The sequence below is a fragment of the Klebsiella sp. 64 genome (assembly GCF_018223915.1).
GTDB lineage: Bacteria > Pseudomonadota > Gammaproteobacteria > Enterobacterales > Enterobacteriaceae > Klebsiella > Klebsiella pneumoniae.
Genome location: NZ_JAGRQZ010000034.1, coordinates 85,617 through 111,128, shown reverse-complemented (window position 1 = coordinate 111,128; position 25,512 = coordinate 85,617). Strand labels below are relative to the sequence as shown.

At 56.3% G+C, this 25,512-nt stretch carries 26 protein-coding genes; 18 read left to right on the top strand and 8 right to left on the bottom strand.

Annotation, left to right across the window (positions count from 1 at the left end; translation table 11 throughout):
• The first annotated feature begins 9 nt into the window (after positions 1-9).
• The 6 genes from rlpA to lipA all read left to right on the top strand — a co-directional run bounded on the left by rlpA (position 10) and on the right by lipA (position 5,851).
• Positions 10-1,152, top strand: a complete 1,143-nt coding sequence (rlpA, locus tag KHQ23_RS21140; RefSeq protein ID WP_032434189.1) for an endolytic peptidoglycan transglycosylase RlpA — start codon at positions 10-12, stop codon at positions 1,150-1,152.
• A 138-nt stretch (positions 1,153-1,290) separates the two neighbouring features.
• Positions 1,291-2,490, top strand: coding sequence for a D-alanyl-D-alanine carboxypeptidase DacA (gene dacA, locus KHQ23_RS21135; protein ID WP_002894539.1), 1,200 nt, complete (start codon positions 1,291-1,293; stop codon positions 2,488-2,490).
• A 112-nt stretch (positions 2,491-2,602) separates the two neighbouring features.
• Positions 2,603-2,866 carry a DUF493 family protein YbeD gene (gene ybeD / locus KHQ23_RS21130; RefSeq protein ID WP_002894474.1) on the top strand — a complete coding sequence of 88 codons (264 nt, stop codon included), beginning with the start codon at positions 2,603-2,605 and terminating at the stop codon, positions 2,864-2,866.
• A 104-nt stretch (positions 2,867-2,970) separates the two neighbouring features.
• On the top strand, positions 2,971-3,615 hold the full coding sequence (lipB, locus tag KHQ23_RS21125; RefSeq protein ID WP_002894472.1) for a lipoyl(octanoyl) transferase LipB: 645 nt from the start codon (positions 2,971-2,973) through the stop codon (positions 3,613-3,615).
• Between the two features lie 130 nt (positions 3,616-3,745).
• Positions 3,746-4,705: a YbeF family transcriptional regulator gene (locus KHQ23_RS21120; protein ID WP_004220154.1), complete on the top strand. Its 960-nt coding sequence runs from the start codon at positions 3,746-3,748 to the stop codon at positions 4,703-4,705.
• A 180-nt stretch (positions 4,706-4,885) separates the two neighbouring features.
• Positions 4,886-5,851 carry a lipoyl synthase gene (gene lipA, locus KHQ23_RS21115; protein WP_002894467.1) on the top strand — a complete coding sequence of 322 codons (966 nt, stop codon included), beginning with the start codon at positions 4,886-4,888 and terminating at the stop codon, positions 5,849-5,851.
• 190 nt (positions 5,852-6,041) lie between these two features.
• Here lipA and tatE read toward each other — a convergent pair whose 3' ends face one another.
• Both tatE and KHQ23_RS21105 read right to left on the bottom strand, forming a co-directional pair.
• Entirely contained in the window at positions 6,042-6,248 is a 207-nt protein-coding gene (gene tatE, locus KHQ23_RS21110; protein ID WP_002894464.1) for a twin-arginine translocase subunit TatE, read from the bottom strand.
• Between the two features lie 242 nt (positions 6,249-6,490).
• On the bottom strand, positions 6,491-7,279 hold the full coding sequence (locus KHQ23_RS21105) for a deaminated glutathione amidase (RefSeq protein WP_002894461.1): 789 nt from the start codon (positions 7,277-7,279) through the stop codon (positions 6,491-6,493).
• 89 nt (positions 7,280-7,368) lie between these two features.
• On the opposite strand from KHQ23_RS21105, the gene crcB reads away from it, so the two are divergent.
• A complete protein-coding gene (gene crcB / locus KHQ23_RS21100) occupies positions 7,369-7,752 on the top strand; it encodes a fluoride efflux transporter CrcB (protein ID WP_004223642.1) in 384 nt (127 codons plus the stop codon).
• A 67-nt stretch (positions 7,753-7,819) separates the two neighbouring features.
• On the opposite strand, the gene cspE is transcribed toward crcB, so the two are convergent.
• Together cspE and pagP are read right to left on the bottom strand one after the other, a co-directional pair.
• Complete coding sequence (gene cspE, locus KHQ23_RS21095) at positions 7,820-8,029, bottom strand: transcription antiterminator/RNA stability regulator CspE (protein ID WP_002439184.1); 210 nt, start codon at positions 8,027-8,029, stop codon at positions 7,820-7,822.
• Between the two features lie 194 nt (positions 8,030-8,223).
• Entirely contained in the window at positions 8,224-8,742 is a 519-nt protein-coding gene (gene pagP / locus KHQ23_RS21090) for a lipid IV(A) palmitoyltransferase PagP (protein ID WP_004183399.1), read from the bottom strand.
• Positions 8,743-9,080: 338 nt separating this feature from the next.
• Here pagP and dcuC point away from each other — a divergent pair, with 338 nt between their 5' ends.
• The 4 genes from dcuC (at position 9,081) to uspG (ending at position 12,548) form a co-directional block, all read left to right on the top strand.
• Complete coding sequence (gene dcuC, locus KHQ23_RS21085; protein ID WP_032434187.1) at positions 9,081-10,454, top strand: anaerobic C4-dicarboxylate transporter DcuC; 1,374 nt, start codon at positions 9,081-9,083, stop codon at positions 10,452-10,454.
• Between the two features lie 92 nt (positions 10,455-10,546).
• Positions 10,547-11,344 (top strand): ribonuclease I, encoded by a 798-nt coding sequence (gene rna / locus KHQ23_RS21080; RefSeq protein ID WP_032434185.1) that lies wholly within the window; start codon positions 10,547-10,549, stop codon positions 11,342-11,344.
• 178 nt (positions 11,345-11,522) lie between these two features.
• Positions 11,523-11,933 (top strand): nucleoside diphosphate kinase regulator, encoded by a 411-nt coding sequence (gene rnk / locus KHQ23_RS21075; RefSeq protein ID WP_002894404.1) that lies wholly within the window; start codon positions 11,523-11,525, stop codon positions 11,931-11,933.
• A 186-nt stretch (positions 11,934-12,119) separates the two neighbouring features.
• Positions 12,120-12,548, top strand: a complete 429-nt coding sequence (uspG, locus tag KHQ23_RS21070) for a universal stress protein UspG (RefSeq protein ID WP_002894401.1) — start codon at positions 12,120-12,122, stop codon at positions 12,546-12,548.
• Positions 12,549-12,624: 76 nt separating this feature from the next.
• Here uspG and ahpF read toward each other — a convergent pair whose 3' ends face one another.
• Positions 12,625-14,190, bottom strand: coding sequence for an alkyl hydroperoxide reductase subunit F (gene ahpF, locus KHQ23_RS21065; protein WP_004142378.1), 1,566 nt, complete (start codon positions 14,188-14,190; stop codon positions 12,625-12,627).
• A 187-nt stretch (positions 14,191-14,377) separates the two neighbouring features.
• Entirely contained in the window at positions 14,378-14,941 is a 564-nt protein-coding gene (gene ahpC / locus KHQ23_RS21060) for an alkyl hydroperoxide reductase subunit C (RefSeq protein WP_002894394.1), read from the bottom strand.
• Positions 14,942-15,352: 411 nt separating this feature from the next.
• Here ahpC and dsbG point away from each other — a divergent pair, with 411 nt between their 5' ends.
• The 4 genes from dsbG (at position 15,353) to KHQ23_RS21040 (ending at position 19,160) form a co-directional block, all read left to right on the top strand.
• The gene (gene dsbG / locus KHQ23_RS21055; RefSeq protein ID WP_002894375.1) at positions 15,353-16,102 is read left to right on the top strand and encodes a thiol:disulfide interchange protein DsbG; all 750 of its coding nucleotides are present in this window, start codon (positions 15,353-15,355) and stop codon (positions 16,100-16,102) included.
• Between the two features lie 180 nt (positions 16,103-16,282).
• Positions 16,283-17,215 carry a LysR family transcriptional regulator gene (locus KHQ23_RS21050; protein ID WP_004212615.1) on the top strand — a complete coding sequence of 311 codons (933 nt, stop codon included), beginning with the start codon at positions 16,283-16,285 and terminating at the stop codon, positions 17,213-17,215.
• Positions 17,216-17,325: 110 nt separating this feature from the next.
• Positions 17,326-18,549, top strand: coding sequence for a phosphoadenosine phosphosulfate reductase (locus tag KHQ23_RS21045; RefSeq protein ID WP_002894369.1), 1,224 nt, complete (start codon positions 17,326-17,328; stop codon positions 18,547-18,549).
• On the top strand, positions 18,534-19,160 hold the full coding sequence (locus tag KHQ23_RS21040; RefSeq protein ID WP_004151651.1) for a ParB/RepB/Spo0J family partition protein: 627 nt from the start codon (positions 18,534-18,536) through the stop codon (positions 19,158-19,160). The genes KHQ23_RS21045 and KHQ23_RS21040 overlap by 16 nt, the downstream gene beginning before the upstream one ends.
• Here the strand turns inward: KHQ23_RS21040 and KHQ23_RS21035 are convergent, their stop codons facing one another.
• Positions 19,161-20,306, bottom strand: coding sequence for a pyridoxal phosphate-dependent aminotransferase (locus KHQ23_RS21035; RefSeq protein WP_020802207.1), 1,146 nt, complete (start codon positions 20,304-20,306; stop codon positions 19,161-19,163).
• A gap of 141 nt (positions 20,307-20,447) precedes the next feature.
• Here KHQ23_RS21035 and mtnC point away from each other — a divergent pair, with 141 nt between their 5' ends.
• Both mtnC and KHQ23_RS21025 read left to right on the top strand, forming a co-directional pair.
• Positions 20,448-21,137, top strand: a complete 690-nt coding sequence (mtnC, locus tag KHQ23_RS21030; protein WP_004179015.1) for an acireductone synthase — start codon at positions 20,448-20,450, stop codon at positions 21,135-21,137.
• Complete coding sequence (locus KHQ23_RS21025) at positions 21,134-21,676, top strand: 1,2-dihydroxy-3-keto-5-methylthiopentene dioxygenase (RefSeq protein ID WP_002894357.1); 543 nt, start codon at positions 21,134-21,136, stop codon at positions 21,674-21,676. The genes mtnC and KHQ23_RS21025 overlap by 4 nt, the downstream gene beginning before the upstream one ends.
• A gap of 107 nt (positions 21,677-21,783) precedes the next feature.
• Here KHQ23_RS21025 and KHQ23_RS21020 read toward each other — a convergent pair whose 3' ends face one another.
• Entirely contained in the window at positions 21,784-24,093 is a 2,310-nt protein-coding gene (locus tag KHQ23_RS21020; RefSeq protein ID WP_004191355.1) for a molybdopterin-dependent oxidoreductase, read from the bottom strand.
• Between the two features lie 408 nt (positions 24,094-24,501).
• Here KHQ23_RS21020 and KHQ23_RS21015 point away from each other — a divergent pair, with 408 nt between their 5' ends.
• Positions 24,502-25,482, top strand: a complete 981-nt coding sequence (locus KHQ23_RS21015) for a sugar ABC transporter substrate-binding protein (protein WP_002894353.1) — start codon at positions 24,502-24,504, stop codon at positions 25,480-25,482.
• Positions 25,483-25,512 lie beyond the last annotated feature (30 nt).

Here is a 25,512-nt window from a genome sequence, read left to right as displayed (position 1 = left end):
GGGTTAGCAATGCGTAAGCAATGGCTGGGGATCTGCATAGCAGCGGGGCTGCTGGCGGCATGTTCGAGTGATGACGTGCAACAAAAAACGGTCAGTACTCCACAGCCGGCCGTCTGTAATGGCCCGACGGTTGAGATCAGCGGCGCCGATCCGCAGTATGAAACGCCGAACGCCACGGCGAATCAGGATTATGAGCGCGACGGTAAAAGCTACAAAATCGTTCAGGATCCGGCCAACTTTACTCAGGCCGGTTTCGCGGCGATCTATGACGCTGAACCCAACAGCAACCTGACCGCCAGCGGCGAAGCCTTCGATCCGACTCAGTTGACCGCAGCGCACCCGACGCTGCCGATCCCGAGCTACGCGCGGATCACTAACCTTGCCAACGGACGGATGATCGTCGTGCGGATTAACGATCGCGGTCCCTATGGCAACGATCGGGTCATCTCGCTTTCCCGCGCATCCGCTGACCGCCTGAACACCTCCAACAACACCAAAGTGCGCATCGACCCCATCATCGTCGCGCCTGACGGTTCGCTTTCCGGCCCGGGGATGGCCTGTACCACCGTCGCCAAACAAACTTACGCCCTGCCCGCCCGTCCGAATCTGGACGGTGGGGACGCCGCTGGCATGAGCCAGCCCGCACCCACTGACGTTCGCCCGATCAGCAACAGCACGCTGACGCCGGCAGACAGCGTGGGCGCGCCGGTGAACAGCGGCGGTTTCCTCGGCGCGCCGACGCCCCTGAACAACGGCGTGCTGGAGAGTAGCGAACCAGCGGCAGCCGCCGCGACGGCTCCTGCCGCCGGCGCCACGCCAACAGCGCCAGTGACCGCGCCTGGCTCCATTCAGGGTAATGTGGCGCCCGCTGCGGCCACCGCCGCTGGCGCCGTGGCGGCCTCGTCCTCGGCGACCTCCAGCGCCAGCGGTAATTTTGTTGTCCAGGTGGGCGCAGTAAGCGACCAGACGCGGGCGCAGCAGTATCAGCAGCGCCTGAGCCAGCAGTTTTCTGTGCCAGGCCGGGTCATGCAAAACGGCGCGGTCTGGCGTATTCAGCTGGGTCCCTTTGCTGATAAAGCACAGGCCAGCGCCGTGCAGCAGCGCCTGCAAAGCGAAGCGCAGCTGCAGTCCTTTATTACTCGCGCCAACTAAACGCCGCGGGCCGCCCGTTCACCTCGCGCATGTAAAAGTCATTAACAAACTCATGCGCAATGTCGGATGCTGGCCCGCAGAGCATTTGCTATAGTAAGGCACTTTTTTAACTCCATCACGGATGCCGTTGTTCTGACCATGAAGACCTCTTTCACCGCTCGTTTACTCATTACGGCGCTCTCCGTTGCAGCGCTCTCCTCCGCTGCCCGCGCCGATGACCTGAATATCAAAACGATGATCCCAGGCGCCCCGCAGATTGACGCCGAATCCTGGATCCTTATCGATTACAACTCTGGCAAGGTACTGGCTGAAAACAATGCCGACTCCCGCCGCGACCCGGCCAGTCTGACCAAAATGATGACCAGCTATGTTATCGGTCAGGCGATGAAAGCGGGCAAATTCAAAGAGTCCGATCTGGTCACCGTCGGCAACGATGCCTGGGCCACCGGCAACCCGGTTTTCAAAGGCTCTTCTCTGATGTTCCTCAAGCCGGGCATGCAGGTGCCGGTTTCTCAGCTGATCCGTGGTATTAACCTGCAGTCCGGTAACGATGCCTGCGTGGCGATGGCCGACTACGTCGCCGGCAGCCAGGACGCCTTCGTCAGCCTGATGAACAACTACGTCAACGCTCTGGGCCTGAAAAACACCCATTTCCAGACCGTTCACGGTCTTGATGCTGACGGACAGTACAGCTCCGCGCGCGACATGGCGCTGATTGGCCAGGCGCTGATCCGCGACGTACCGAACGAGTACTCCATCTATCGTGAGAAAGAGTTCACCTTCAACGGCATCCGCCAGCTGAACCGTAACGGCCTGCTGTGGGATAACAGCCTGAACGTCGACGGCATCAAAACCGGCCATACCGACAAAGCGGGTTACAACCTCGTCGCTTCCGCCACCGAAGGCCAGATGCGCCTGATCTCCGCGGTAATGGGCGGCCGGACGTTCAAAGGCCGTGAGTCGGAAAGCAAAAAACTGCTTACCTGGGGCTTCCGCTTCTTCGAAACCGTCAACCCGATTAAAGCTGGCAAAGAGTTTGCCTCCGAACCGGCCTGGTTCGGCGACAGCGATCGCGCTTCGCTGGGGGTGGATAAAGACGTCTACCTGACCATTCCGCGCGGCCGAATGAAAGATCTGAAAGCCAGCTACGTGCTGAATAACACTGAGCTGCACGCCCCACTGCAGAAAAACCAGGTTGTCGGCACCATTAACTTCCAGTTGGATGGTAAAACCATCGACCAGCGTCCGCTGGTGGTCCTGCAGGAAATTCCGGAAGGTAATTTCTTCGGCAAAATTATTGATTACATTAAATTAATGTTCCACCACTGGTTTGGTTAAAAATCGAACACTTGAAAGTGTGATTTCCATCCCCATATACTATTCATCCAAGTAACCTGATAACTCCCGCCCTTGGTGGGAGTTATTATTTTGTCGTAACACCGGAGCTGACATGAAAACCAAACTTAACGAACTGCTTGAATTCCCTACGCCATTTACTTACAAAGTAATGGGGCAGGCGTTGCCGGAGCTGGTTGATCAGGTGGTGGAAGTGGTACAGCGCCATGCGCCTGGTGATTACTCGCCGTCAGTAAAACCGAGCAGCAAAGGTAACTACCACTCGGTCTCCATCACCATCAACGCCACCCACATTGAACAAGTGGAAACGCTGTACGAAGAGTTAGGCAATATCGATATCGTTCGGATGGTGCTGTAACCTTTTCCCTGACCCGGCCGCCGTGCCGGGTCTTCTCATTCCCTTCTGCGCGGCTGTGATATACTCCCCAACCTGAATTCTCTCTTCCCGGCGGAGATGTTGTTTTGCAGCACAATAAAATTCTTATCCGGCAGCTTGGCCTGCAACCTTACGAACCCGTCTCGCAGGCGATGCATGAATTTACCGACGCCCGTGATGAAGATACCCTCGACGAGATCTGGCTGGTGGAACATCACCCCGTATTCACCCAGGGTCAGGCCGGCAAAGCGGAACACGTGCTGGTGCCCGGCGATATTCCGGTGATCCAGAGCGATCGCGGCGGCCAGGTCACCTATCACGGTCCGGGACAGCAGGTGATGTACGTCCTGTTGGACCTCAAGCGCCGTAAGCTGGGCGTGCGGGAGCTGGTGACGCTACTGGAGCAAACGGTCGTCAATACCCTGGCTGAATATAGTATCGAGTCGCACCCCCGCGCCGATGCCCCTGGCGTCTATGTCGGCGAACGCAAAATCTGCTCTCTGGGATTGCGGATCCGTAAAGGTTGTTCTTTCCACGGTCTGGCGCTTAATATCGCCATGGATCTCACACCGTTTCTGCGTATCAACCCCTGCGGCTATGCCGGTATGGAGATGACGCAAATGCGCCAGTGGCAGCCGGCAGCCTCCCCGGAGACGGTCGCTCCGCGGCTGGTCGCCAATCTGCTGGCGCTGCTAAATCATCCACCGCACGAATATCTTCCCCGGGATTAAGCGGCAGGCCAACGTCCCGCTGTCAGCGGGGCGCTAAACGAGTAACACGTTATTTTTGCAATCAATTGTCACGCACGGCAACGCGGTGGGCCGCTATACTTGGCCTATCATTCCCAACCGGACTCATCGCGTGCCAGAGAATACGCCTCCGTCAGAATCTCCTGACAGACAGGATGAACGTTACGATCGTCAAATGTTTCGCATCCTGCGTAATATTGACCTCAATCTGTTGACGATCTTTGAAGCGGTATACGTACATAAAGGTATCGTCAACGCCGCGAAGATACTCAATATCACACCCTCGGCGATTAGCCAGTCAATTAACAAACTGCGGGCGCTGTTCCCCGATCCGCTATTTATCCGCAAAGGACAGGGCGTCACCCCCACCGCCTATGCCACCCATCTTCATCAATACATCAGCCGCGGCATGGAAGCTTTCCTCAGCGCGCTGGATATCACCGGTAGCCCGCACCAGCAGCGGGTGATCACTATCGCCACTACGCCAGCGATGGGAGCGCTGCTGATGCCTGGCCTGGCCAGCGCGCTGAAGCCGACCTTTCCGCAGATCCTGTTGCACAATATCGCCATCGTCGACGCCGCGCGGCAGCTTGACCAGCGCCAGGTGGATCTGCTCATTGATACCCACCTGCACAGCGGCCAGGCGATAAGCCATCATGTGCTGTATCAGGATCGGGTACAGATGTACTGCCGCGCAGGGCATCCCGCGCTGGACGGTCCGCAGGATGAAACGACCCTCGCGGAGTACGAATTTGCGCTGCTGCTGCCGGAAGGCCAGCGCTACCCCACCCTCCATCGCCGACTACAGGAAGAGATGGGCGAGCGCCGCTGCGGCTTTAGCACCTTTAACCTGATGACCCAGGCGGCGATGATCGCCGGGAGCGATATGCTAGGTCTGACCACCGAACGCCTGTTCGCCATGGTGTCCCGTCTCTGGCCGCTGCAGACCCTGGATTTCCCTTCCCTCGGTGAAGAGCAGATTGACGTTGCGCTGCACTTTAATAAGCTGAGCGGGAAAGAGCCATTGCTGAAAGAGATCATCGAGACGGTGATCCGCTCGTTTAAGGCGTAGCGCACGGAAGGGAAAAGGATAAAACAACAACTATTTTACAATTTGCCGGGCAGGCAGGCTGCTTTCTGCCCCTTTTCAATGGTATACTGCCTGCTCTTGATTCAAAAATAGTTGATAATTGCAACATTTCATTGAATTAATTCGCTTTCCTTCGTGACTCGCAACTGGAACACGCACGCTATGAGTAAACCCATTGTGATGGAACGCGGTGTTAAGTACCGCGACGCCGATAAAATGGCCCTTATCCCGGTGAAAAACGTGGCAACTGAGCGTGAAGCTCTGCTCAGAAAACCGGAATGGATGAAAATCAAACTTCCGGCAGACTCGTCCCGTATCCAGGGAATCAAAGCAGCGATGCGTAAGAACGGCCTGCACTCTGTGTGCGAAGAGGCCTCCTGCCCGAACCTTGCAGAATGCTTCAACCACGGTACCGCGACCTTTATGATCCTCGGCGCGATCTGTACCCGCCGTTGCCCGTTCTGCGACGTCGCGCATGGACGCCCGGTCGCGCCAGATGCAAACGAGCCACAAAAGCTGGCGCAAACTATCGCCGATATGGGTCTGCGCTATGTCGTAGTCACCTCGGTAGACCGTGACGACCTGCGTGATGGCGGCGCACAGCATTTTGCCGACTGCATCAGCGCCATTCGCGAGAAAAATCCGTCGATTAAGATCGAAACGCTGGTTCCGGATTTCCGCGGCCGCATGGATCGCGCACTTGATATTCTGACGGTGACCCCGCCGGATGTCTTCAACCATAACCTCGAAAACGTGCCCCGTCTTTATCGTCAGGTACGTCCGGGCGCGGATTACAACTGGTCGCTGAAGCTGCTGGAGCGTTTTAAAGAAGCGCACCCGGAGATCCCGACGAAATCCGGCCTGATGGTAGGTCTGGGCGAAACCAACGACGAGATCATCGAAGTGATGCGCGACCTGCGTCGCCATGGCGTCACCATGCTGACGTTAGGCCAGTATCTGCAGCCGAGCCGTCACCACCTGCCGGTGCAGCGCTACGTCAGCCCGGAGGAGTTTGAAGAGATGAAAGCGGAAGCGATGGCGATGGGCTTCACCCACGCCGCCTGCGGTCCCTTCGTCCGCTCTTCCTATCATGCCGACCTGCAGGCTAAAGGGATGGAAGTTAAATAACCCACCGCTTCCGCCGCTGCGCGCCTGTTCGGCGCAGCGGCTCTCTCCGCTTCATCCGTTTCGCCTGTCCGTAACAGTTAGTTGCATCTTTTCTCCGCGGCGTCGACAAAAACGACAAAGGCCGCAACGATAAACGTCGCGGCCTCTTCGCCGTACCGCCAGCATCCCGTCAGGAGACGCAGCCGGAGAATTACTCTTTATGAGAGAGCTTCTGCGCCGGCGCTTCTTCTTCTGCGGTGGTTTTCTTCGCGCTATCGTCATCTTCGTTCATGGCTTTTTTAAAGCCCTTGATAGCCGACCCCAGGTCGCCGCCCAGCGTACGTAATTTCTTGGTACCAAACACTAAGATAATCAGTGCTGCGACTACCAGCAGTTTGGTAATACTAATCTCACCCATAGCTAACCTTCTTCTCAATACAAGCTGCGAATACGCCATCATACACGCATTTATCCGTCCTATTGTAATCCACCTGTGCGTGGGCTGCGTGTTTCGGCCCATAGCCTCCCCTCCGGGAGTGAGCGCTGAGATGTCCATCCTGACGTGCACAGCGAATTATTGGGATAAACAATACGGGTATTTGACGCGCGGACACAATAGCAATCTGTAACAAGGTGAATCAAGCCTTGTTTAAAAAAACGTCATAATAATTGCGGTGGCGCAAATCGTCGGTTCCGCAGCACTGGCAAACGCTCGCGAACGCGCGCAAGGTCATCCGCTGAGAGATCGGCAAAGATCAGCTGCGGCTCGCTCCCGGCCCCCGCCAGAGTGGTCCCCAGCGGATCGACGATGCGGCTCAGCCCGATATTGCGCGTTCCGCATTCGCCTGCCGCCACGATATAGCAGGTAGTATCGAGAGCGCGTGCCGCCAGCAGCGTCGCCCAGTGATGCTCTTTCTGCGGCCCTTTCACCCATGCAGCGGGCAGCACCAGCAGCTGTGCCCCATTCAGGGCCAACGAAAGCGCCAGTTCCGGAAAGCGAAGATCGTAGCAGGTCATCAGGCCAACGCGTAATCCCGCCACCTCAATCACCGGCGGGATCTGCTGACCGGGATCCACCCGCCGGGACTCCTGCATCGCGAAGGCGTCATATAGATGAAGTTTGTGATAATGGGCAATCACTGCGCCTTCCCGCAATACCACCAACGTGTTGGTCGCTCTCCCCTCCCCTGACGGCACATGGAGCGTCAGGACCGTGGTCAGGCTGTTACGCCTGCTCTCGGCCAACAGCGGCTGCAAAAATGCGCCATCCAGCGGCTGGGCCGATTTAACTGACAGATCCGGGTCGTTGTCATCCCGCGCCAGCAACGCCTCCGGCAGTACCAGCAGCGCCGCCCCTTCTCGCTCCGCCTGCTGCATCATCGCCACACAGGTTTGCGCATTCGTCCGCCATACTGGCGTGACGGCAAATTGTCCTGCCGCTACCCGCATGTTCTTCTCCCGTCAGGTTATGGATAGCCAATCGCGCCCGATGCGCGCTACACTTGACACTCTCTTACATCAAATAGCAGGAAACGACCGTGTTTCAACTTCTTTGCGCCGTTTTTATTGGCGGCGGCACCGGCAGCGTATTGCGCTGGTGGCTCGGCATGAAGCTCAATCCTGTGCACCATGCTATCCCGATTGGGACTCTAACGGCCAACCTGTTAGGCGCCTTTGTGATTGGCGCCGGGCTGGCGTGGTTTAATCGTCTGACCGGTATTGACCCGATGTGGAAACTGCTGATTACCACCGGTTTCTGCGGCGGCCTGACCACGTTCTCCACCTTTTCTGCGGAAGTGGTGTTTCTCCTGCAGCAGGGCCGGGTAAGCTGGGCGCTGCTCAACGTCGCGGTGAATTTGCTGGGTTCGTTTGCGATGACGGCGCTCGCCTTCTGGCTTTTCTCGCAGGCGGCCAGCCGCTAAAAGCGAAGGAGACAGGCAAAAAAAAACCCGCTTATTAGCGGGTTTTTATATTCTACTGACGCGTTGCTTACAGAGCGATGACGTTTGCAGCAGAAGGGCCTTTGGCACCGTTAGTGATTTCGAACTCTACGCGCTGACCTTCAGCCAGAGTTTTGAAACCGTTGGACTGGATTGCAGAGAAGTGTACGAATACATCTTTGCTGCCATCTTCCGGAGTAATGAAACCGAATCCTTTGGACTCATTAAACCACTTAACGTTACCTTTAATCTTAGACATCAAAATTACCTTTATATGAAAAATCGACACTAATGCTGTGTCGGGTATCAGTACACCAATTGTGGTACCTTTTGTCCAGTGCAACTTTGCTAAAAAGTGATAAAAGTCGCTATCTTTTTTAGTGGGTAACGCTTTAGTCCTTGTTTTTGCACAAGACCTTCCGCTTATCTCATTTATTGCTAAGATTTAGCGAATTAAAACTGGAAGCGCGCCCAGGCGAAGTAAACGTTACCGTTATTGTAGGTGCCGGGAATATAGGTCATCTGGAAAGTTGCCGGACCGTAACCTATTGACGCCAATGGCAAGATCACCGGAATCGGGATGTAGTTCCAGTTATCGCGCGCCGTGACGCCGAGGGTATAGCCAAGGCCGAGGTGGAAATTCTGGTCCGTCAGCGGGCGCCAGGTTTTCTCCCACCCGTAGCCGCCGATGGGCTCCCACTTATTAAAAGAGTCTTTAAACGCCATCAGGTACAGGCCATGCCAGTTCCCTTTCTCATCCCAGCGCGAGACGCCGAAACCTGCCCCCCACGGACGTTCGTTATACTTATCGGTTTTTTCCTTGTCATAGGCAAAGCGCGCATGCCAGGTGATGGCTGGAACGTACAAATCATAGTGCTCCGGCTCATTCCAGGTCTGCGCTACGTTATTACTTAAGGTATGGTAACCTTCGCTAAGGGTCGATGAAAACGACGCGCTGGCGTTTCCGGACACCAATAACCATCCTAAAAAACCAAGAGAAAACAATGAAAAACGACGTAACATCAACACTTTTCTATTACCACTTTGATTTAAAAACCACCTAAAATAGCAAAGATAATCTCAATGCAGGTTGAACGAAATAAGGCAAACTCCTGATTTTCGCCCGCTGTCCATCAGAACGGCTTAACTATCCATCTGGTGATTATATCCAGGCGTGATGGGGGACGTGTAGTTCTTATCGCTTTATTGATTTGCATCAGCGAGTTTTGTCCGTTTTTTCGGCACATTCGCACATTAAAATTTGGTGTGGTGCTTTTTAGCTACATATTCTTTGGGTTTAGGGGTAATAAATGCTGACGTTTATTGAGATCCTGATAGGGATCGTGGTCATTGTGGGCGTAGCCCGCTATATCATGAAAGGCTACTCGGCCACCGGGGTGCTGTTCGTCGGAGGCTTAATCTTACTGATCGTCAGCGCCCTGCTGGGACATAAAGTGTTACCGGGTAATACCGCGAGCACCGGCTATTCCGCTACCGATATTATTGAATACATTAAGATTCTACTCATGAGCCGCGGCGGCGATTTGGGTATGATGATCATGATGCTATGCGGCTTCGCCACCTATATGACCCATATTGGCGCCAATGATATGGTGGTCAAATTAGCGTCGAAGCCGTTGCGCTATATTAATTCGCCCTATCTGCTGATGATTGCCGCCTATTTTGTCGCCTGCCTGATGTCGCTGGCCGTCTCCTCCGCGACCGGCCTTGGCGTACTGCTGATGGCGACGCTGTTCCCGGTAATGGTGAATGTCGGTATCAGCCGCGGGGCCGCCGCCGCCATCTGCGCCTCACCGGCGGCGATTATCCTCTCGCCAACCTCGGGTGACGTCGTCCTGGCGGCCAAAGCCGCTGAAATGCCGCTGATCGACTTTGCTTTTAAAACCACGCTGCCGATCTCCATCGCGGCTATTATCTGCATGGCGATCGCCCACTTTTTCTGGCAGCGCTATCTGGATAAAAAAGAGCACATTTCTCACGAGATGCTCGATGTCAACGACATCACCACCACCGCCCCGGCGCTGTATGCCATTCTGCCGTTTACCCCGATCATCGGCGTGCTGATCTTTGACGGTAAATGGGGGCCGGAGCTGCACATTATCACCATCCTCGTTGGCTGCATGCTGCTGGCGGCGATCCTCGAGTTCCTGCGCGGTTTCAACACCAAAAACGTCTTTAGCGGGCTGGAAGTCGCCTACCGTGGAATGGCCGACGCCTTCGCCGGCGTAGTGATGCTGTTGGTTGCCGCCGGCGTCTTTGCCCAGGGGTTAAGCACTATCGGCTTTATCAACGGTCTGATCTCAATCGCTACCTCCTTCGGCTCGGCCAGCATTATTCTGATGCTGGTGCTGGTGATCCTGACCATGCTGGCGGCGATGACCACCGGTTCCGGTAATGCCCCGTTCTACGCCTTCGTTGAGATGATCCCCAAGCTGGCGCACTCCTCCGGCATCAATCCGGCCTACCTGTCGATTCCGATGCTGCAGGCTTCTAACCTCGGCCGCACGATATCGCCCGTCTCCGGGGTGGTGGTCGCCGTTGCCGGGATGGCGAAGATTTCCCCATTCGAAGTGGTCAAGCGCACCTCAGTGCCGGTGCTCGTTGGCCTGCTGGTGGTGATCGTTGCTACTGAAATCCTGGTGCCCGGCAGCGCGCTCCACTAATGGTCTAACCACGCGAAAAGGCGCCAGCGGGCGCCTTTTTTATGCTTTAATAACTCCCCGTTATCTTTTGCCATCCATAATCAGGAATAAAAATGTTCAGGAAGGATTTCGCCGCGATTGCCCTTGTGCTTACCGCCACTCAGGCCGGTGCTGAACCGCTCACCGCGATGCGATACGCTGATTTTGACCGCTACGTCCTTGCCCTCTCCTGGCAAACCGGATTCTGTCAGAGCATGTATGACCGCAATCGCAACGAACCGGAAGAGTGTCGCCTGCAGCAGGACACCGCGAATAAAGCCGACTTTCTGACCGTGCATGGCCTGTGGCCCGGGCTGCCAAAGTCCATTGCCGCGCGCGGAGTGGATGAACGTCGCTGGATGCGCTACGGCTGCGCCACGCGTCCGGTGCCCAACATGCCGGAGGTAAAAGCGAACCGCAAATGCCAGGCGGCGGAGACCGGACTGTCGCTGGAGATGGCCAATAAACTTAATAATGTGATGCCGGGATCGGGCGGCACCTCCTGCCTGGAACGCTACGAATATGCCAAACATGGCGTCTGCTTCGGCTTCGATCCCGACAGCTACTTTGGCGCCATGGTGCGACTAAACGGTGAAATTAAGCGCAGCCCGGTGGGGGATTTTCTCGCGAAGCACTATGGCCAAACGGTCAGCCGCGCCGACTTCGACGCCGCCGTGGCCCGCGCCTGGGGTCCGCAGAGCGTAAAGGCGTTTAAGCTAACCTGCAACGGTAATCCGGCCTATCTGACGGAGATGCAAATCTCGCTCAACGCCGCGACCATCAACGCCCCGCTGGCCACTTCCTCTTTTCTGCCCCAGCCTCACCCGGGTAACTGCGGCGCACAGTTTATCCTCGATAAGGTTGGCCACTAGCGTAAAGCGGGATGCTGATTGGAAAACACCGTCCGCCGGATGGTGTTGCACGCTGAATGTGCGTTTCATCACTTCAAACTGCCGGCAACTCTCAGTATGATGGTAGGACCTTAACCCTTGCCCCTTTCGGCGAGGGTTTTCTTTTACGGACAGGTTCCTGGATAACATGGAGTATGCAATGACCAGACCCGCAATCATCATTAATGAACTGGATGCCGAACGTATCGACAGGCTGCTGGAGCAGCCGGCTTTCGCCAACTCACCGGTTGCCGATGCCCTGAATGAGGAACTCGACCGCGCGCAAATGCTGGCCCCGGAAGCGATGCCGCATGATGTCGTCACCATGAATAGCAGGGTAAAATTCCGCGATTTAACCAGCGGCGAAGAGCGCGTGCGGACGCTGGTGTTTCCGTCACAGGTGACCGACAGCGCCAGCCAGCTCTCCGTCCTCGCGCCGGTGGGCGCCGCGCTGCTGGGCCTGAAAGTCGGCAGCACCATTCACTGGGAGCTGCCGGGCGGCGCATCGACGCACCTGGAAGTGCTGGAGCTATTGTACCAGCCGGAAGCCGCTGGCGAATTCCACCGCTAATCCCGCTGCCTGAGGCGTTTCGCGCTTTATTCAGAGGATGTCCGCACATCCTCTTTCTGCTGTTTTCCCGCCGCTTACCCTTTTTTACGCTTTGCGCCTGCCTGGCTGACAGTTTTGCGACCTGAATGACACAATATCCGCATATAATATGTTGATATAGACGCAAACGAACAAGGAGGATTGCATATGTATAAGACTATCATTATGCCGGTTGATGTCTTTGAGATGGCGCTGAGCGATAAAGCCGTCCGGCACGCGGAGTTTCTGGCCCAGCAGGACGGGGTGATCCATCTGCTCCACGTCTTACCGGGTTCCGCGAGCTTTACCATGAGCCGTTTTACCGCCGACCTGCGGCGGTTTGAGGAACATCTGCAGCATGAGGCGGAGACTCGCCTGCAGACGATGGTCAGCCACTTCAGCATTGACCCGTCTCGTATCAAGCTACATGTCCGTTTTGGCAGCGTGCGCGATATGGTCAACGAACTGGCCAGCGAAATTAACGCCGACGTGGTAGTTATTGGCTCACGCAATCCCTCCATCAGTACCCACCTGCTCGGCTCCAATGCCTCAAGCGTGATCCGCCATGCCCATATCCCGGTAATGGTCGTCAGGTAAGAATGACGAAAAGAGTATAAAAAAAGAGGCTACCCCTGGGTAGCCTCTTTGTTATGCAGGTCTATTGTCTGACTTGTTATGCGGTTTTCGTGCGGATCAGGTAGTCGAAAGCGCTCAGCGATGCTTTTGCCCCTTCCCCTGCCGCGATAATAATCTGTTTGTACGGCACGGTGGTGCAATCGCCCGCGGCGAACACGCCTTTGACGTTGGTTTCGCACTTCGCATCGATGATGATCTCGCCCATGCGGTTGCGCTCAACGGCGCCTTCCAGCCAGGTGGTGTTAGGCAGCAGGCCAATCTGGACGAAGATCCCCGCCAGCGCGACATGATGCTCATCGCCGCTCACCCGGTCACGATACTGCAGACCGGTGACTTTGCTGCCATCGCCTTTCACTTCCGTGGTCTGCGCATTAAGAATGATGTCGACATTCTTCAGGCTGCGGACTTTATCCTGCAACACCTGGTCGGCTTTCATCTCTGGGGCAAACTCCAGCAGGGTTACGTGCTCCACTACGCCCGCCAGGTCAATGGCGGCTTCCACGCCGGAGTTCCCGCCGCCGATTACCGCTACGCGTTTGCCCTTAAACAGCGGACCATCGCAGTGAGGGCAGTAGGTCACGCCCTTGGTGCGATACTGTTCTTCGCCCGGCACATTCATATTGCGCCATTTCGCCCCGGTGGCGATGATGACGCTACGCGCCTTGAGCACCGCGCCGGAGGCGGTTTCGATCTGATGCAGGCCGCCCTCTGTCGCTGCCGGCGTCAGTTTGGTCGCACTCTGGGAGTCGATCACGTCGACGTTATAGTCATTGACGTGCGCTTTCAGCGCGCCTGCCAGCTTCTGGCCTTCGGTTTTCGGCACCGAAATATAGTTTTCGATATCCACGGTATCCAGCACCTGACCGCCGAAGCGTTCGCCCATCAGGCCGGTACGAATCCCTTTACGTGCAGAGTAGACCGCCGCCGCCGCGCCGGACGGGCCGGAGCCAACGATCAGTACATCGTAAGCGTCACGCTGATTCAGCTCTTCCGCTGCGCGTTTTTCCGCACCGGTATCCACTTTGGCGACGATTTCAGTCAGCGTCATCCGTCCCTGACCAAACTCCTGACCGTTCATGAACACCGCTGGCACGCCCATGACGTTACGCTCGGTGATCTCATTCTGGAAGGTCCCGCCGTCAATCGCCGTGTGTTTGATGCGCGGGTTGAGCACCGCCATCAGGTTCAGGGCCTGGACCACGTCCGGGCAGTTATGACAGGAGAGCGAATAGTAGGTTTCGAATTCGAAATCGCCATCAATATCGCGGATCTGCTCCAGCAGCGACTGGGCCTCTTTCGACGGATGACCGCCGGTCCACAGCAGCGCCAGCACCAGCGAGGTAAACTCGTGGCCCAGCGGCGAGCCCGCAAAACGCGGCCCCTGGTCGGAACCTGGGTTAGTAATCAGGAACGAGGGCTTACGTACCGCGAGCGTGTTGTCTTCTTTAAAGGTGACTTTGTCTGACAGTTCAGCGATTTCAGCCAACAGTTCCTTGATTTCTGCCGATTTAGCGCTGTCATCCAGCGTGGCAATCAGCTCAACAGGCTTGGTCAGCTTCTCAAGGTAGGCCTTGAGCTGGGTTTTCATGTTGGTGTCGAGCATTGTTATCTCCTGGGCTTAAAACATCATCATGCAAGCGGCCTCGTCAGGCTGCCTGAATGCGCTTGCATCATGGTGTTGGAATAAAATGGGCGCGAAAGCGCCCATTGATTGCCGGGTGGCACGCCGTTTACCCGGCCTACGATGTTGTAGGCCCGTGCAAGCGTAGCGCCGCCGGGCACAAACAGACTTAGATCTTACCAACCAGATCTAAAGAAGGAGCCAGCGTCGCTTCGCCTTCTTTCCATTTCGCCGGGCAGACTTCGCCTGGGTGAGAAGCAACGTACTGCGCCGCTTTGATTTTACGCAGCAGGTCAGACGCATCACGGCCGATACCTTCAGCGGTAACTTCGATCGCCTGGATGATACCCTGCGGGTCAACGACGAAGGTAGCGCGGTCAGCCAGACCTTCATCTTCACGCATGTTGTCGAAGTTACGGGTCAGGGCGCCAGTCGGGTCGCCGATCATCGCATATTTGATTTTGGCGATGGTTTCAGAGCTGCTGTGCCACGCTTTGTGGGTGAAGTGGGTATCGGTAGACACAGAGTAAACGTCTACGCCCAGCTTCTGCAGTTCTTCGTAATGGTCAGCCACGTCGCCCAGTTCGGTCGGGCAGACGAAGGTGAAGTCAGCCGGATAGAAGAAGAAGACGCTCCAGCGGCCTTCGGTGTCTTTCTCGGTGACTTCGATGAATTCACCATTTTTGAATGCCTGGTTTTTGAACGGTTTGATTTTGGTGTTAATTAAGGACATCTATACTTCCTCCGTGTTTTCGTTGAGGTCTAAGTTAACGAATTTTTCCTGACCCGACCAATGCGTTTACATTATCGAATCAATAAGCGTTATCTAACAACCGGAACAAGACAACTCTGTGAACCTGTCGACGCGTTCAGCGCTAATCGCTGTTTTTCGCATCATTTGCCGCGACAAAAGTAAAAAGGCCACCTTTTCAGGCGGCCCCGTTACCTGAAATACCCGAGGGTAGGTTCAGCGCCAGTCAGACTGGCTATGTGTTGCGCTCTACATTACCTTAATGTAACAGCATCCAAGATTACATCACCCACGCCAGCAAAGGGCAATCCGTCATTCTGCTGATCTTGCCTATGACTGTGATAGGTTCGACAATCGTTTTGCCCTTTCCTGCTGATTTTACAAGGAATACTTATGTTAAAGCGTCTGCTGTTACTCAGCCTTTTGCCGTTATGCAGCCATGCGGAGGAACTCCCCGCTCCGGTAAAAGCGATTGAAAAACAGGGCATTACCATTATAAAACCCTTTGAGGCGCCGGGGGGAATGAAAGGCTGGCTGGGCAAATACCAGGACATGGGGGTCGCCATCTACCTAACGCCGGATGGTAAACACGCGATCTCCGGCTATATGTATGATGAGAACGGCAGCAACCTCAGCGAGCAGCTGTTTCAGAAAGAACTCTATACCCCGGCGGGACAAGAGATGTGGAAGAAGATGGCCAGCGCCCACTGGCTGCAGGATGGTCGCAAGGACGCCCCTATCGTGCTGTATGTCTTTGCCGATCCCTTCTGTCCCTACTGCAAGCAGTTCTGGCAGCAATCCCGCCCCTGGGTAGAGGCCGGTAAAGTGCAGATCCGCACTCTGCTGGTGGGGGTGATTAAGCCGGAGAGCCCGGCCACCGCCGCGGCGATTCTCGCCAGCAGCGATCCGGCGAAAACCTGGCATGATTACGAGCAATCGAATGGGAAAATGGCTCTGACGATCCCGAAAGCAATTCCGCCGGAGAAAATGAAAATGCTCAACGTCAACCAGCAGCTGATGGACGATCTGGGAGCCAACGTGACGCCGGCGATTTATTATATGAATAAAGATAATATGCTGCAGCAGGTGGTCGGCCTACCGGATAAAGAGAAACTGCATATTATGATGGGTGAAAAAGAGTAATTCCATCCCGCAATGGCGCCTGGCGGAAGCGACCGCTGGCGCCACCGTCGACGATAAGATATATTAAGCAGAACTTAACTGTATTTGCCAATAATTAAATTCACACCGCAAATATTAAGCCACAAAACATTATTATTAAGAATATTATAATCCGCACCGGTAATAAACAGGACTGCATTAATGGCAAATCTTTACGATCTGAAAAAGTTCGATTTGAATTTATTGGTTATTTTCGAATGTATCTATCAACATTTGAGCATCAGCAAAGCGGCGGCGATGTTATTTATCACCCCCTCAGCGGTGAGTCAGTCGTTGCAGCGTCTGCGCCAGCAGTTAAACGATCCGCTATTTGTTCGTGTTGGCAAAGGAATGACGCCCACCACCGCCTGCGTCAATCTTCATTATCATCTACAGCAAAATCTGGAGCAGCTGGAAAAAACCATCAATCTAAATAATCGCTCAGAACTGCGTAAACGTATTGTGATATATGGCCCCCCGCTGTTCTGTTCAGTCAATAGCCACGTTATGATTAACCAGCTCTGTCATCAGGCGAACTTGCAAATTGAGCACCATAACCTGACCACCACCGAATCGGCTGAGGAGCTGCTGGCGTATCGCCAGGCGGACCTGGTGTTCACCCGCATGCCCATTACCAACCGCGCCACGATCTGTCAGCCCTATCAGACGGTGCAGACGCTGGCGGTTTGCCGGGCGGGCCATCCGCGACGCGAAACGCTTACCTCGGTAGAGTCACTGGCGCAGGAGTTTTTCACTCACTATATTACCAACGATCCCGTTATTCAGCGCGTGCAGCAAAGCAGCATCGCCTGGCTGAATCCGCGCAATATTGCCTTTCGCAGCGACTCTTTTATGACCATTCTTAACATGATTAATAAAACCGACTTAATTGGCTTTTTGCCTTCCTATTTATATGACTTTATCTCACCCACTATGCAGCTTCACGCCATCAACATAGATAATCTTTTTCCGGATATCACGATCTACATTAATTACCACCATGCATCTTCGCAAAATCATTTTTTAACTGAATTAATCACCATATTAATGAATGATCGAGAGGCATCACGGCCCCAATTTAATCACAGCGAATAACGCCCTTCTGTTCCCCCGCTGCCAGAAACAATAATCGACCATTAATTTCCTACCCCTCATCGTTTATACTGAGCTAACGGGAATTTTCTACTATTAAAGGATTAATGGTCATGTCGTTTATTAAATATCCCTTACCGGAATCGGTGCTGCAGGCAACTGAGCAGCGGATCCAGTGGGTCATGGATAATTTTTCGCGCATCTGTGTCTCTTTTTCCGGGGGAAAAGATTCCACCGTTATGCTGCATTTAACCGCCCAGGCGGCGCGGTTACAGGGGAAAAAAATCTGCGTGTTGTTTATTGACTGGGAAGCGCAGTTCTCCTGCACCATCGCCCACTGTGAAAAACTGCGTGCGCTGTATGCGGATGTCATCGAAACCTTTTACTGGGTCGCCCTGCCGCTCACCACCCAAAATGCCCTGACGCAGTATAAGCCGCAATGGCAATGCTGGGAGCCCGGAACCGAGTGGGTACGCCAGCCGCCGCCCTGGGCCATTACCCACCCGGGCTATTTTTCATTTTATCAACCCGGAATGAGCTTTGAAGCCTTCGTCAGCCACTTCGCCGAGTGGTTTTCGCAGCGTCGTCCCGCCGCCGTGCTGGTGGGCATTCGCGCCGACGAATCGCTAAATCGCTTTATGACGATTTCTTCACAGCGTAAACAGCGCTTCGCCGACGATAAACCATGGACCACTTCAGCGCCGGGCGGCCATGCCTGGTACATCTACCCGCTCTATGACTGGAAAACCGCCGATATCTGGACCTGGTTTGCCAAAAGCGGCGAGCCCTATAACCCGTTGTACGATCTGATGTATCAGGCCGGGGTGCCGCTGCGCTATATGCGCATTTGCGAACCGTTTGGTCCCGAGCAGCGCCAGGGGCTGTGGCTGTATCACGTGCTGGAACCTGAGCGCTGGGCCGCGATGTGCCAGCGAGTGAGCGGCGCGCACAGCGGCGGGGTCTATGCCGGGCATGATAATCAGTTCTACGGTCATCGGAAAATCGACAAGCCCGACCACCTGACGTGGAAAAGCTACGCCCTGTTCCTGCTCGACAGCATGCCGGAAACCACCGCCGAGCACTACCGCAATAAAATCGCCGTCTACCTGCGCTGGTACCAGAAAAAAGGTATGGAGGATATTCCGGATACCCAACCTGCGGACATTGGCACCAAAGATATTCCATCCTGGCGGCGAGTCTGCAAAGTACTGCTCAATAACGATTACTGGTGCCGTCAGCTTTCGTTTAGCCCAACCAAAAGCAGCCACTATCAGCGCTACCGTAAACGCATGGAAAAACATCGCCAACAATGGGGGATATTATGCAACAACAACTGACGCAGGCGCTGGAAGCTTACCTGCAAAAGCTGGATGACGAGGCGCGCATTGAGGCTATCAACGCGTTTCGCCAGGTGCTCCACCACTACAGCCCCTTCCGCTCGCAGCCCGTCGACTGCGTGCTGTGGGTCAAACAGGAGCTGGTCGCCCCCAACGACTACAACCCGAATAACGTGGCGCCGCCGGAGAAGCGTCTGCTGCAAACGTCGCTGGAGGCCGACGGCTTTACCCAGCCGGTCGTCGTCATCCAGCAACGCCCACAGGCGTATACGATTGTCGATGGTTTTCACCGCCATGAGCTGGCCTGCAGCAAAGCCGCGCTGAAAAAAACGCTAAAAGGCTATTTGCCGGTGACCTGCCTGACGAGTGAAGCTGCCTCGCGTGACGGGCTGATGGCAGCGACCATACGCCATAACCGGGCGCGCGGTCGCCACCAAATCCACGCCATGTCAGAGATCGTCCGCGAGCTGACCCAGCTCGGCTGGACGCCGCAGAAAATCGGCAAAGAGCTGGGGATGGATGCCGATGAAGTGCTGCGTCTGAAGCAAATTAGCGGCCTGACAGAAATGTTCGCCGGCCGCCAGTTCTCCCAGGCGTGGACGATTAAGTAACTACAGCTGGCACAAACGCGCCGCCGCAGCCAGCAGAGTCGCCGGCTGTTTGGCGAAGCACAAGCGGATCAGCTTGTGCGGGAACGGATCGGCGCAGAAGACGGAGAGCGGGATCGCCGCCACGCCGATCTCAGTGGTCAACCAGCGGCAGAAGCTGACATCGTCAAGATCGGAGATGGCGCTGTAGTCCGCCAGCAGGAAATAGGTCCCTTCACAGGGCAGGATTTCCAGCCGGCTTGGGCGCAGCGCTTCAATAAACAGATCGCGACGTTCCCGATAAAACGCCGGCAGCTCACGATAATGCTCCGGCGCTTCGCGCAGCATGTCGGCGATCGCCAGCTGCGCCGGGGTATTCACCGAGAAGGTCAGATACTGGTGCACCTTGCGCAGTTCGGCGCTGATGGCCGCCGGGGCCACGCAGTAGCCGACCTTCCAGCCGGTCATATGAAAGGTTTTGCCAAACGAAGAGACCGCCACCGCCCGCTCGCGCAGCTGTGGATGCGCCAGTACGCTGGCGTGGCCGCCCTCAGCAAAGCAGATATGCTCATAGACTTCATCGCTCAGGACATAGATCTCGCGTTCGGCGATCGCCTGCCACAGGGCGGCAAAATCCTCGCGCTGCCAGACGGTGGCCGAAGGGTTGTGCGGGGTGTTGAGGATCACCAGCCGGGTTTTCTCGCTCAGGGCGGCGGCAAATTGCCGCCAGTCGACGCGAAAATGCGGCGGCTGCAGCGCAATACGACGTAACTCGCCGCCGGCCAGCGCCACCGCGGGGGCGTAGCTGTCATAGCTGGGATCGAAACAGATCACCTCGTCGCCGCGGCGCACCAGGGCGGTGATCGCCGCATACAGGGCCTCCGTCGCGCCGGCGGTGACCGTGATCTCGCTGTTAACGTCGGGCTGGTAACCATACAGCTCCGCCGTCTTCCCGGCGATCGCCTCGCGCAGCGCCGGCACGCCGGTCATCGGGGCGTACTGATTCGCCCCCTGCGCCACGTGGTACGCCAGACGCTCCTGAAGATAGCGCGGGCCGTCAAAATCGGGAAAGCCCTGGGACAGGTTTATGGCCTGATGCTGCTGGGCCAGGGCGCTCATCTGGGTAAAAATCGTGGTGCCGAGCGCAGGAAGTTTACTCTCTGGAATCAAGGGGTTATTGTTCATTCTTTTTATACCGATTGTAATGCTGTTGTTGAAGCCACTATAACACGATGTTAATATTTGGCAATCAAGACGCTTAGACGTCTAAATGCTAATGTTATTCCACGCTACGCCCACTCTGGAGAAACCATGATCCGCGCCATCGTGACCGACATAGAAGGCACCACCAGCGATATCCGCTTCGTGCATAACGTGCTGTTCCCCTACGCCCGCGAACGACTGGCCGGCTTTGTGACCGCTCAGCAGCACGCTGAACCGGTTAAAACCATTCTCGACAACCTGCGCCGCGAAACAGACGCCCCCGCCGCCAGCACCGCCGACCTTATCACTACCCTCTTCGCCTTTATGGATGAAGACCGTAAATCCACGGCGCTGAAGGCGCTGCAGGGGATCATCTGGCGCGACGGCTATCTCAACGGCGACTTTACCGGCCATCTCTACCCGGACGTACTGCCGGCGCTGGAGCAATGGAAAGCGCAGGGTATTGATCTGTATGTATATTCCTCAGGCTCGGTGGCTGCGCAGAAATTGTTATTTGGCTACAGCGATGAAGGTGATATTACTCATCTGTTCACGGGCTATTTCGATACCCTGGTAGGCGCCAAACGTGAGGTGCAGTCCTACCGTAACATTGCTGAACACCTGGGCCATGCCCCTGGCACCATCCTGTTTCTGTCGGATATCCATCAGGAACTTGATGCCGCCGAGGCCGCGGGTTTGCGCACTGTGCAGCTGGTTCGCGGCGACCGCGACCCGGCGAGCCATCACCCTCAGGTTCAGCGTTTTGACGACATTCATCCGGAGCAGATCCCAGCATGAGCGCATTAACTCTTTTTTCCGTGACCGATCCGCAAACGCCGGTCTGGCACAGCACCGACGCCAAAGCGATTCAGGATCAACTTAACGCCAAAGGCGTCCGTTTCGAGCGCTGGCAGGCCGACCGCGACCTCGGCGCAAATCCCAGCCCGGAAACGGTGATTGCCGCCTATCAGCATGCGATTGATAAACTGGTCGCCGAAAAGGGCTACCAGAGCTGGGACGTCATCAGCCTGCGCGCCGATAACCCGCAAAAAGAGGCGCTGCGGGAAAAGTTCCTGAACGAGCACACCCATGGCGAAGACGAGGTGCGGTTTTTTGTCGAGGGCGCTGGCCTGTTTTGCCTGCACATTGGCGACGAGGTGTTCCAGGTGCTGTGCGAAAAGAACGATCTGATTTCGGTTCCCGCCCACACTCCGCACTGGTTTGATATGGGTTCAGAACCGAACTTCACCGCCATCCGCATTTTTGATAACCCGGAAGGCTGGATCGCTCAGTTTACCGGCGACGATATCGCCAGCGCCTACCCGCGGCTGGCGTAACGTCAAACTGTCGTCAGTCTAAAACCGCCAGGCGCGGGCTTTGCCGGAGGCGGCGCATACCGCGCCTTCTCCGGGCTACCCGCCCCGCCGCCGGCGAGCGACAACGCCTAAACTTCAATAAACTTCGGCGGATCAAAGGCGGTGATCGGCGGCAGCTCCTCTCGCCACGGGGCGATCTCCACCCAGCAGCTCTGGGCGCTACAGCCCTGTCCCAGGCGCGAACTGCCGCGATCCTCGGTTAATACGTTGGGATTACCGTGCTTATCGAGCGACCGTTCTTCCTTCGGATCCAGCGGGTCATACCAGGCGCCGGTGGACATCTGTACCACGCCGGGCAAAATCTGCTCGCTCAGGTGCACCCCCGCCAGAATCGCCCCGCGGTCGTTATAGACTTTCACCACGCTGCCTTCGCGGATATCCCTTCCCTGCGCATCGCTCGGATGCATCCACAGCGGCTCGCGTCCCTGAACTTTCGTCGCCCGGCTGACGCTGCCGTGGTCGTACTGACTGTGCAGGCGGGCGCGCGGCTGGCTGGAGAGCAGATGAAGCGGCCAGCGCGCCGCCTCCTGCCGCTGGCGGGCGGCCTCCTGTTCATCCCACCACGGATGGCCAGGGCATTCGCGATAGCCAAACCCGGCGACGGTGGCGGAAAAGAGTTCAATTTTGCCGGAGGGCGTGGAAAGCGGATAGCGCTGCGGATCGGCGCGAAAATCGGCGAGAAAAATTTGCGGCCGCTCCGGCGCGCTGTATTCCAGCACCCCTTGCTGCCAGAAGTCATCGAACGAGGGCAGCGCAATACCCTCCTCCTGCGCCCGCGGTCTTGACTCCTCATAGAGATGACGCAGCCACTGCCCGGCGTCCCGCCCTTCGCTGAACGCTTCTCCGAATCCAAGCCGATCGGCGAGATCGCAGAAAATAGCGTAATCGTCACGCGCCTCGCCCACCGGCGGGATCTGCGCGCTCATGGCGATCATAAACCCGTCGTGACCGCCGCTGCCGATATCCTCTCGCTCCAGCGAGGTGGTGGCCGGCAGAACGATATCGGAGAATTTGGCCTGCGCGGTCCAGTACTGCTCATGCACCACCACCGTCTCCGGGCGGCGCCAGGCCTCGCACAGTCGGTTGATGTCCTGATGATGATGAAACGCATTGCCTCCCGCCCAGTAGACTAAACGGATATCGGGATAGCGCCGCTGCTGACCGTCGAACTCATAGGTTTCTCCCGGGTGCAGCAGCATATCGGACAGCCGCGCCACCGGGATAACGCTGTCCACCGCATTCTCTCCGGCGGGTAAGCGCGGGCCGGAAAACGCTTTTCGCACCGCGCCCGCCAGGTTGGTGCAGGCGTAGCCAAACCCGAGGCCGCCGCCCGGGGTGCCGAGCTGTCCCAGCAGCGCGGTCAGGGCCACCGTCGCCCAGTAGGCCTGCTCCCCTTGACGGGCGCGCTGGATAGACCAGGAGATATTCACCATCGTCCGGTGGCGGGCCATCTCCCGCGCCAGGTCGGCGATGCGCTGGGCGTCCAGGCCGGTAATCGCCGCCGCCCACGCCGGGGTTTTCGCTACGCCATCGTGCTCGCCCAACAGATAAGCGCAGTAAGGGGCAAACCCGACGGTATGGCTGGCAACAAACGCCTGGTCGTAGAGAGACTCAGCGATCAGCACATAGCTCAGGGCCAACAGCAGTGCGGTATCGGTACCCGGCTGAATGGCCAGCCACTCGGCGTCGGGCACCGCGCTGAGGTCATTGCGCACCGGACTGATATTGATAAACCGGGTGCCGTTGGCCTGCATCTTATCCAGCCAGTACTGGAGCATATGGTCATTGGCGCCGCCGCCGTTGACCTGGGCATTGCGCAGCGGCAGTCCGCCGATGGCGACAAACAGCTGACACTCCCGGGCCAGCTCGGAAAAATGGGTATGCTGCCGGTGCAGCGGGCTCAGCGGCCCGAGAATATGCGGCAGAATACGCTCGCCCGCGGCGCTGCTATAGGTATTGGTGCTGGCGGTGTACCCGCCAAAGCCCTTGAGAAACCGGTGCAGCTGGCTCTGCGCATGGTGAAAGCGTCCAGCGCTGGCCCAGCCGTAGGAGCCGCCGTAGATCGCCTCATTGCCGCAGCGCGCCTTGACCGAGCGCAGCTCGCGCGCCAGCAGGTCCAGGGCCACCTCCCAGCTGACTTCGACAAAGGGCTCTTTACCTCGCCCTTCTCGTGACGCCGGCCCGTGCTGGAGATAGCCGGCGCGCACCGCCGGACGGCGAATGCGCGTTTGGCTGGTCACCGCGTCGGGGAGCGACTGGCCGATGCGTGAGGGATTTTTATCCCAGGGCACCGGCTTAACCGCCACGATCTCGCCCTCACGGCTCTCCACCTGCCAGGTTCCCCAGTGCATCACCGTATAATTATGCTGTTTCTTCATAGCGCCCGCGTTCTTCTCAGCTTAAGGTTCATTACAATAAAGCGGGGAAATAGGGTAATAATCCTTACCCGGCCAGACATTGCTCTGCTAAAAAAAGCTTTAGCCCGCGCAATCTTCTTTTTTTCTCTGTAGACGCCGTATTTCCCATGCACTCACAATATTAAGAAAATTGTCTTTATCCGCTAAATAAACACGGAATAAGTCAAAAATAAAACCACAAAATAAAAAGGTCTATCCGCCATCATGAAATATTTTCAGGTTCCTCATGACAAAATAAACTTTTTCTCTGACGTTTCTGCGATATAACATTCCTGGCATAACTTAGACTTATTTTGTATTTGAGGTGGCGAGGTGCTTCTTGTCATGCTACCGGTCCGCAACCACCTTCATCACAGGATCATAATAACAATGTCGCAGAAAAGAAAATTATTGCCTGCCGCGCTGGGACTGCTTTCCCTTGCCTCGCTGAGCGTCGCTGCCGCAGACGCCCTCTCCTTACAGGGAAAAACCATTGGCGTTGCCGTGGTCGGCACTCAGCATTTCTGGGATCGCGAGGCCTTTAAAGGCGCGACAGAGGAGGTGGAGAAGCTGGGGGGCAAAGTCATTGGCGTCGATGGCGGCCGCGATAATCAGGTGCATGCCAATAACCACGATATTTTACTGTCACGCAAGGTGGACGCGGTAATTAGTATTCTCGGCGATAGCGCCGTCGAACCAAAATTTAAAGCATTGCGTGATGCCGGTATCCCGGTATTTACCGTAGATCATGTTTCTCAATATTCGGTCAACAATACTACTTCCGATAACTACACCTTAGGCTCAACCATCGGCCGCTACATGGCGGATGAATTAGGCGGCAAAGGCAACGTCGCCGTATTTAACGCCTTCTCCAGCGCGCTGCGTATTTGCGGAATTCGCTACGATCAGTGGAAATATGTCCTTAAGGATTATCCGGATATTCATATTATCCAGCCCGAGCTCGCGGAACAGTTCGCCAACTCGCCGGAAGACGCGCGCAAGAAAACCCTCGAATTACTCAGCCAGTATCCGAAAGGCAAACTGGACGCCATCCATGTCGCCTGCTGGGATCAACCGGCCATCGGCATCGTCCAGGCGCTGGAAGAGACCGGTCGCGATAAAGACGTGAAAGTGACGGCCATCGACGCCGGTCCGGAGACCCTGGAGATCATGGCGGAGCCCGGCAGCCCGTTCGTGGCTAACGTCGCGCAGCAGCCGCATCTGATCGGCCAGACCTCGGCTGACAACGTGGCCCGCTACTTTGCCGGCCAGAAACTACCGGTGCAAACCTTTATTCCGGTGGTTCCGGTGAAAGGTCCGCAGGAAGCGAAAGCGGTGTATAAACAGTTGGGATACGGCGAGCTGCAGTGATTAATCAACATCCTGGCGGGGAACGCCCCG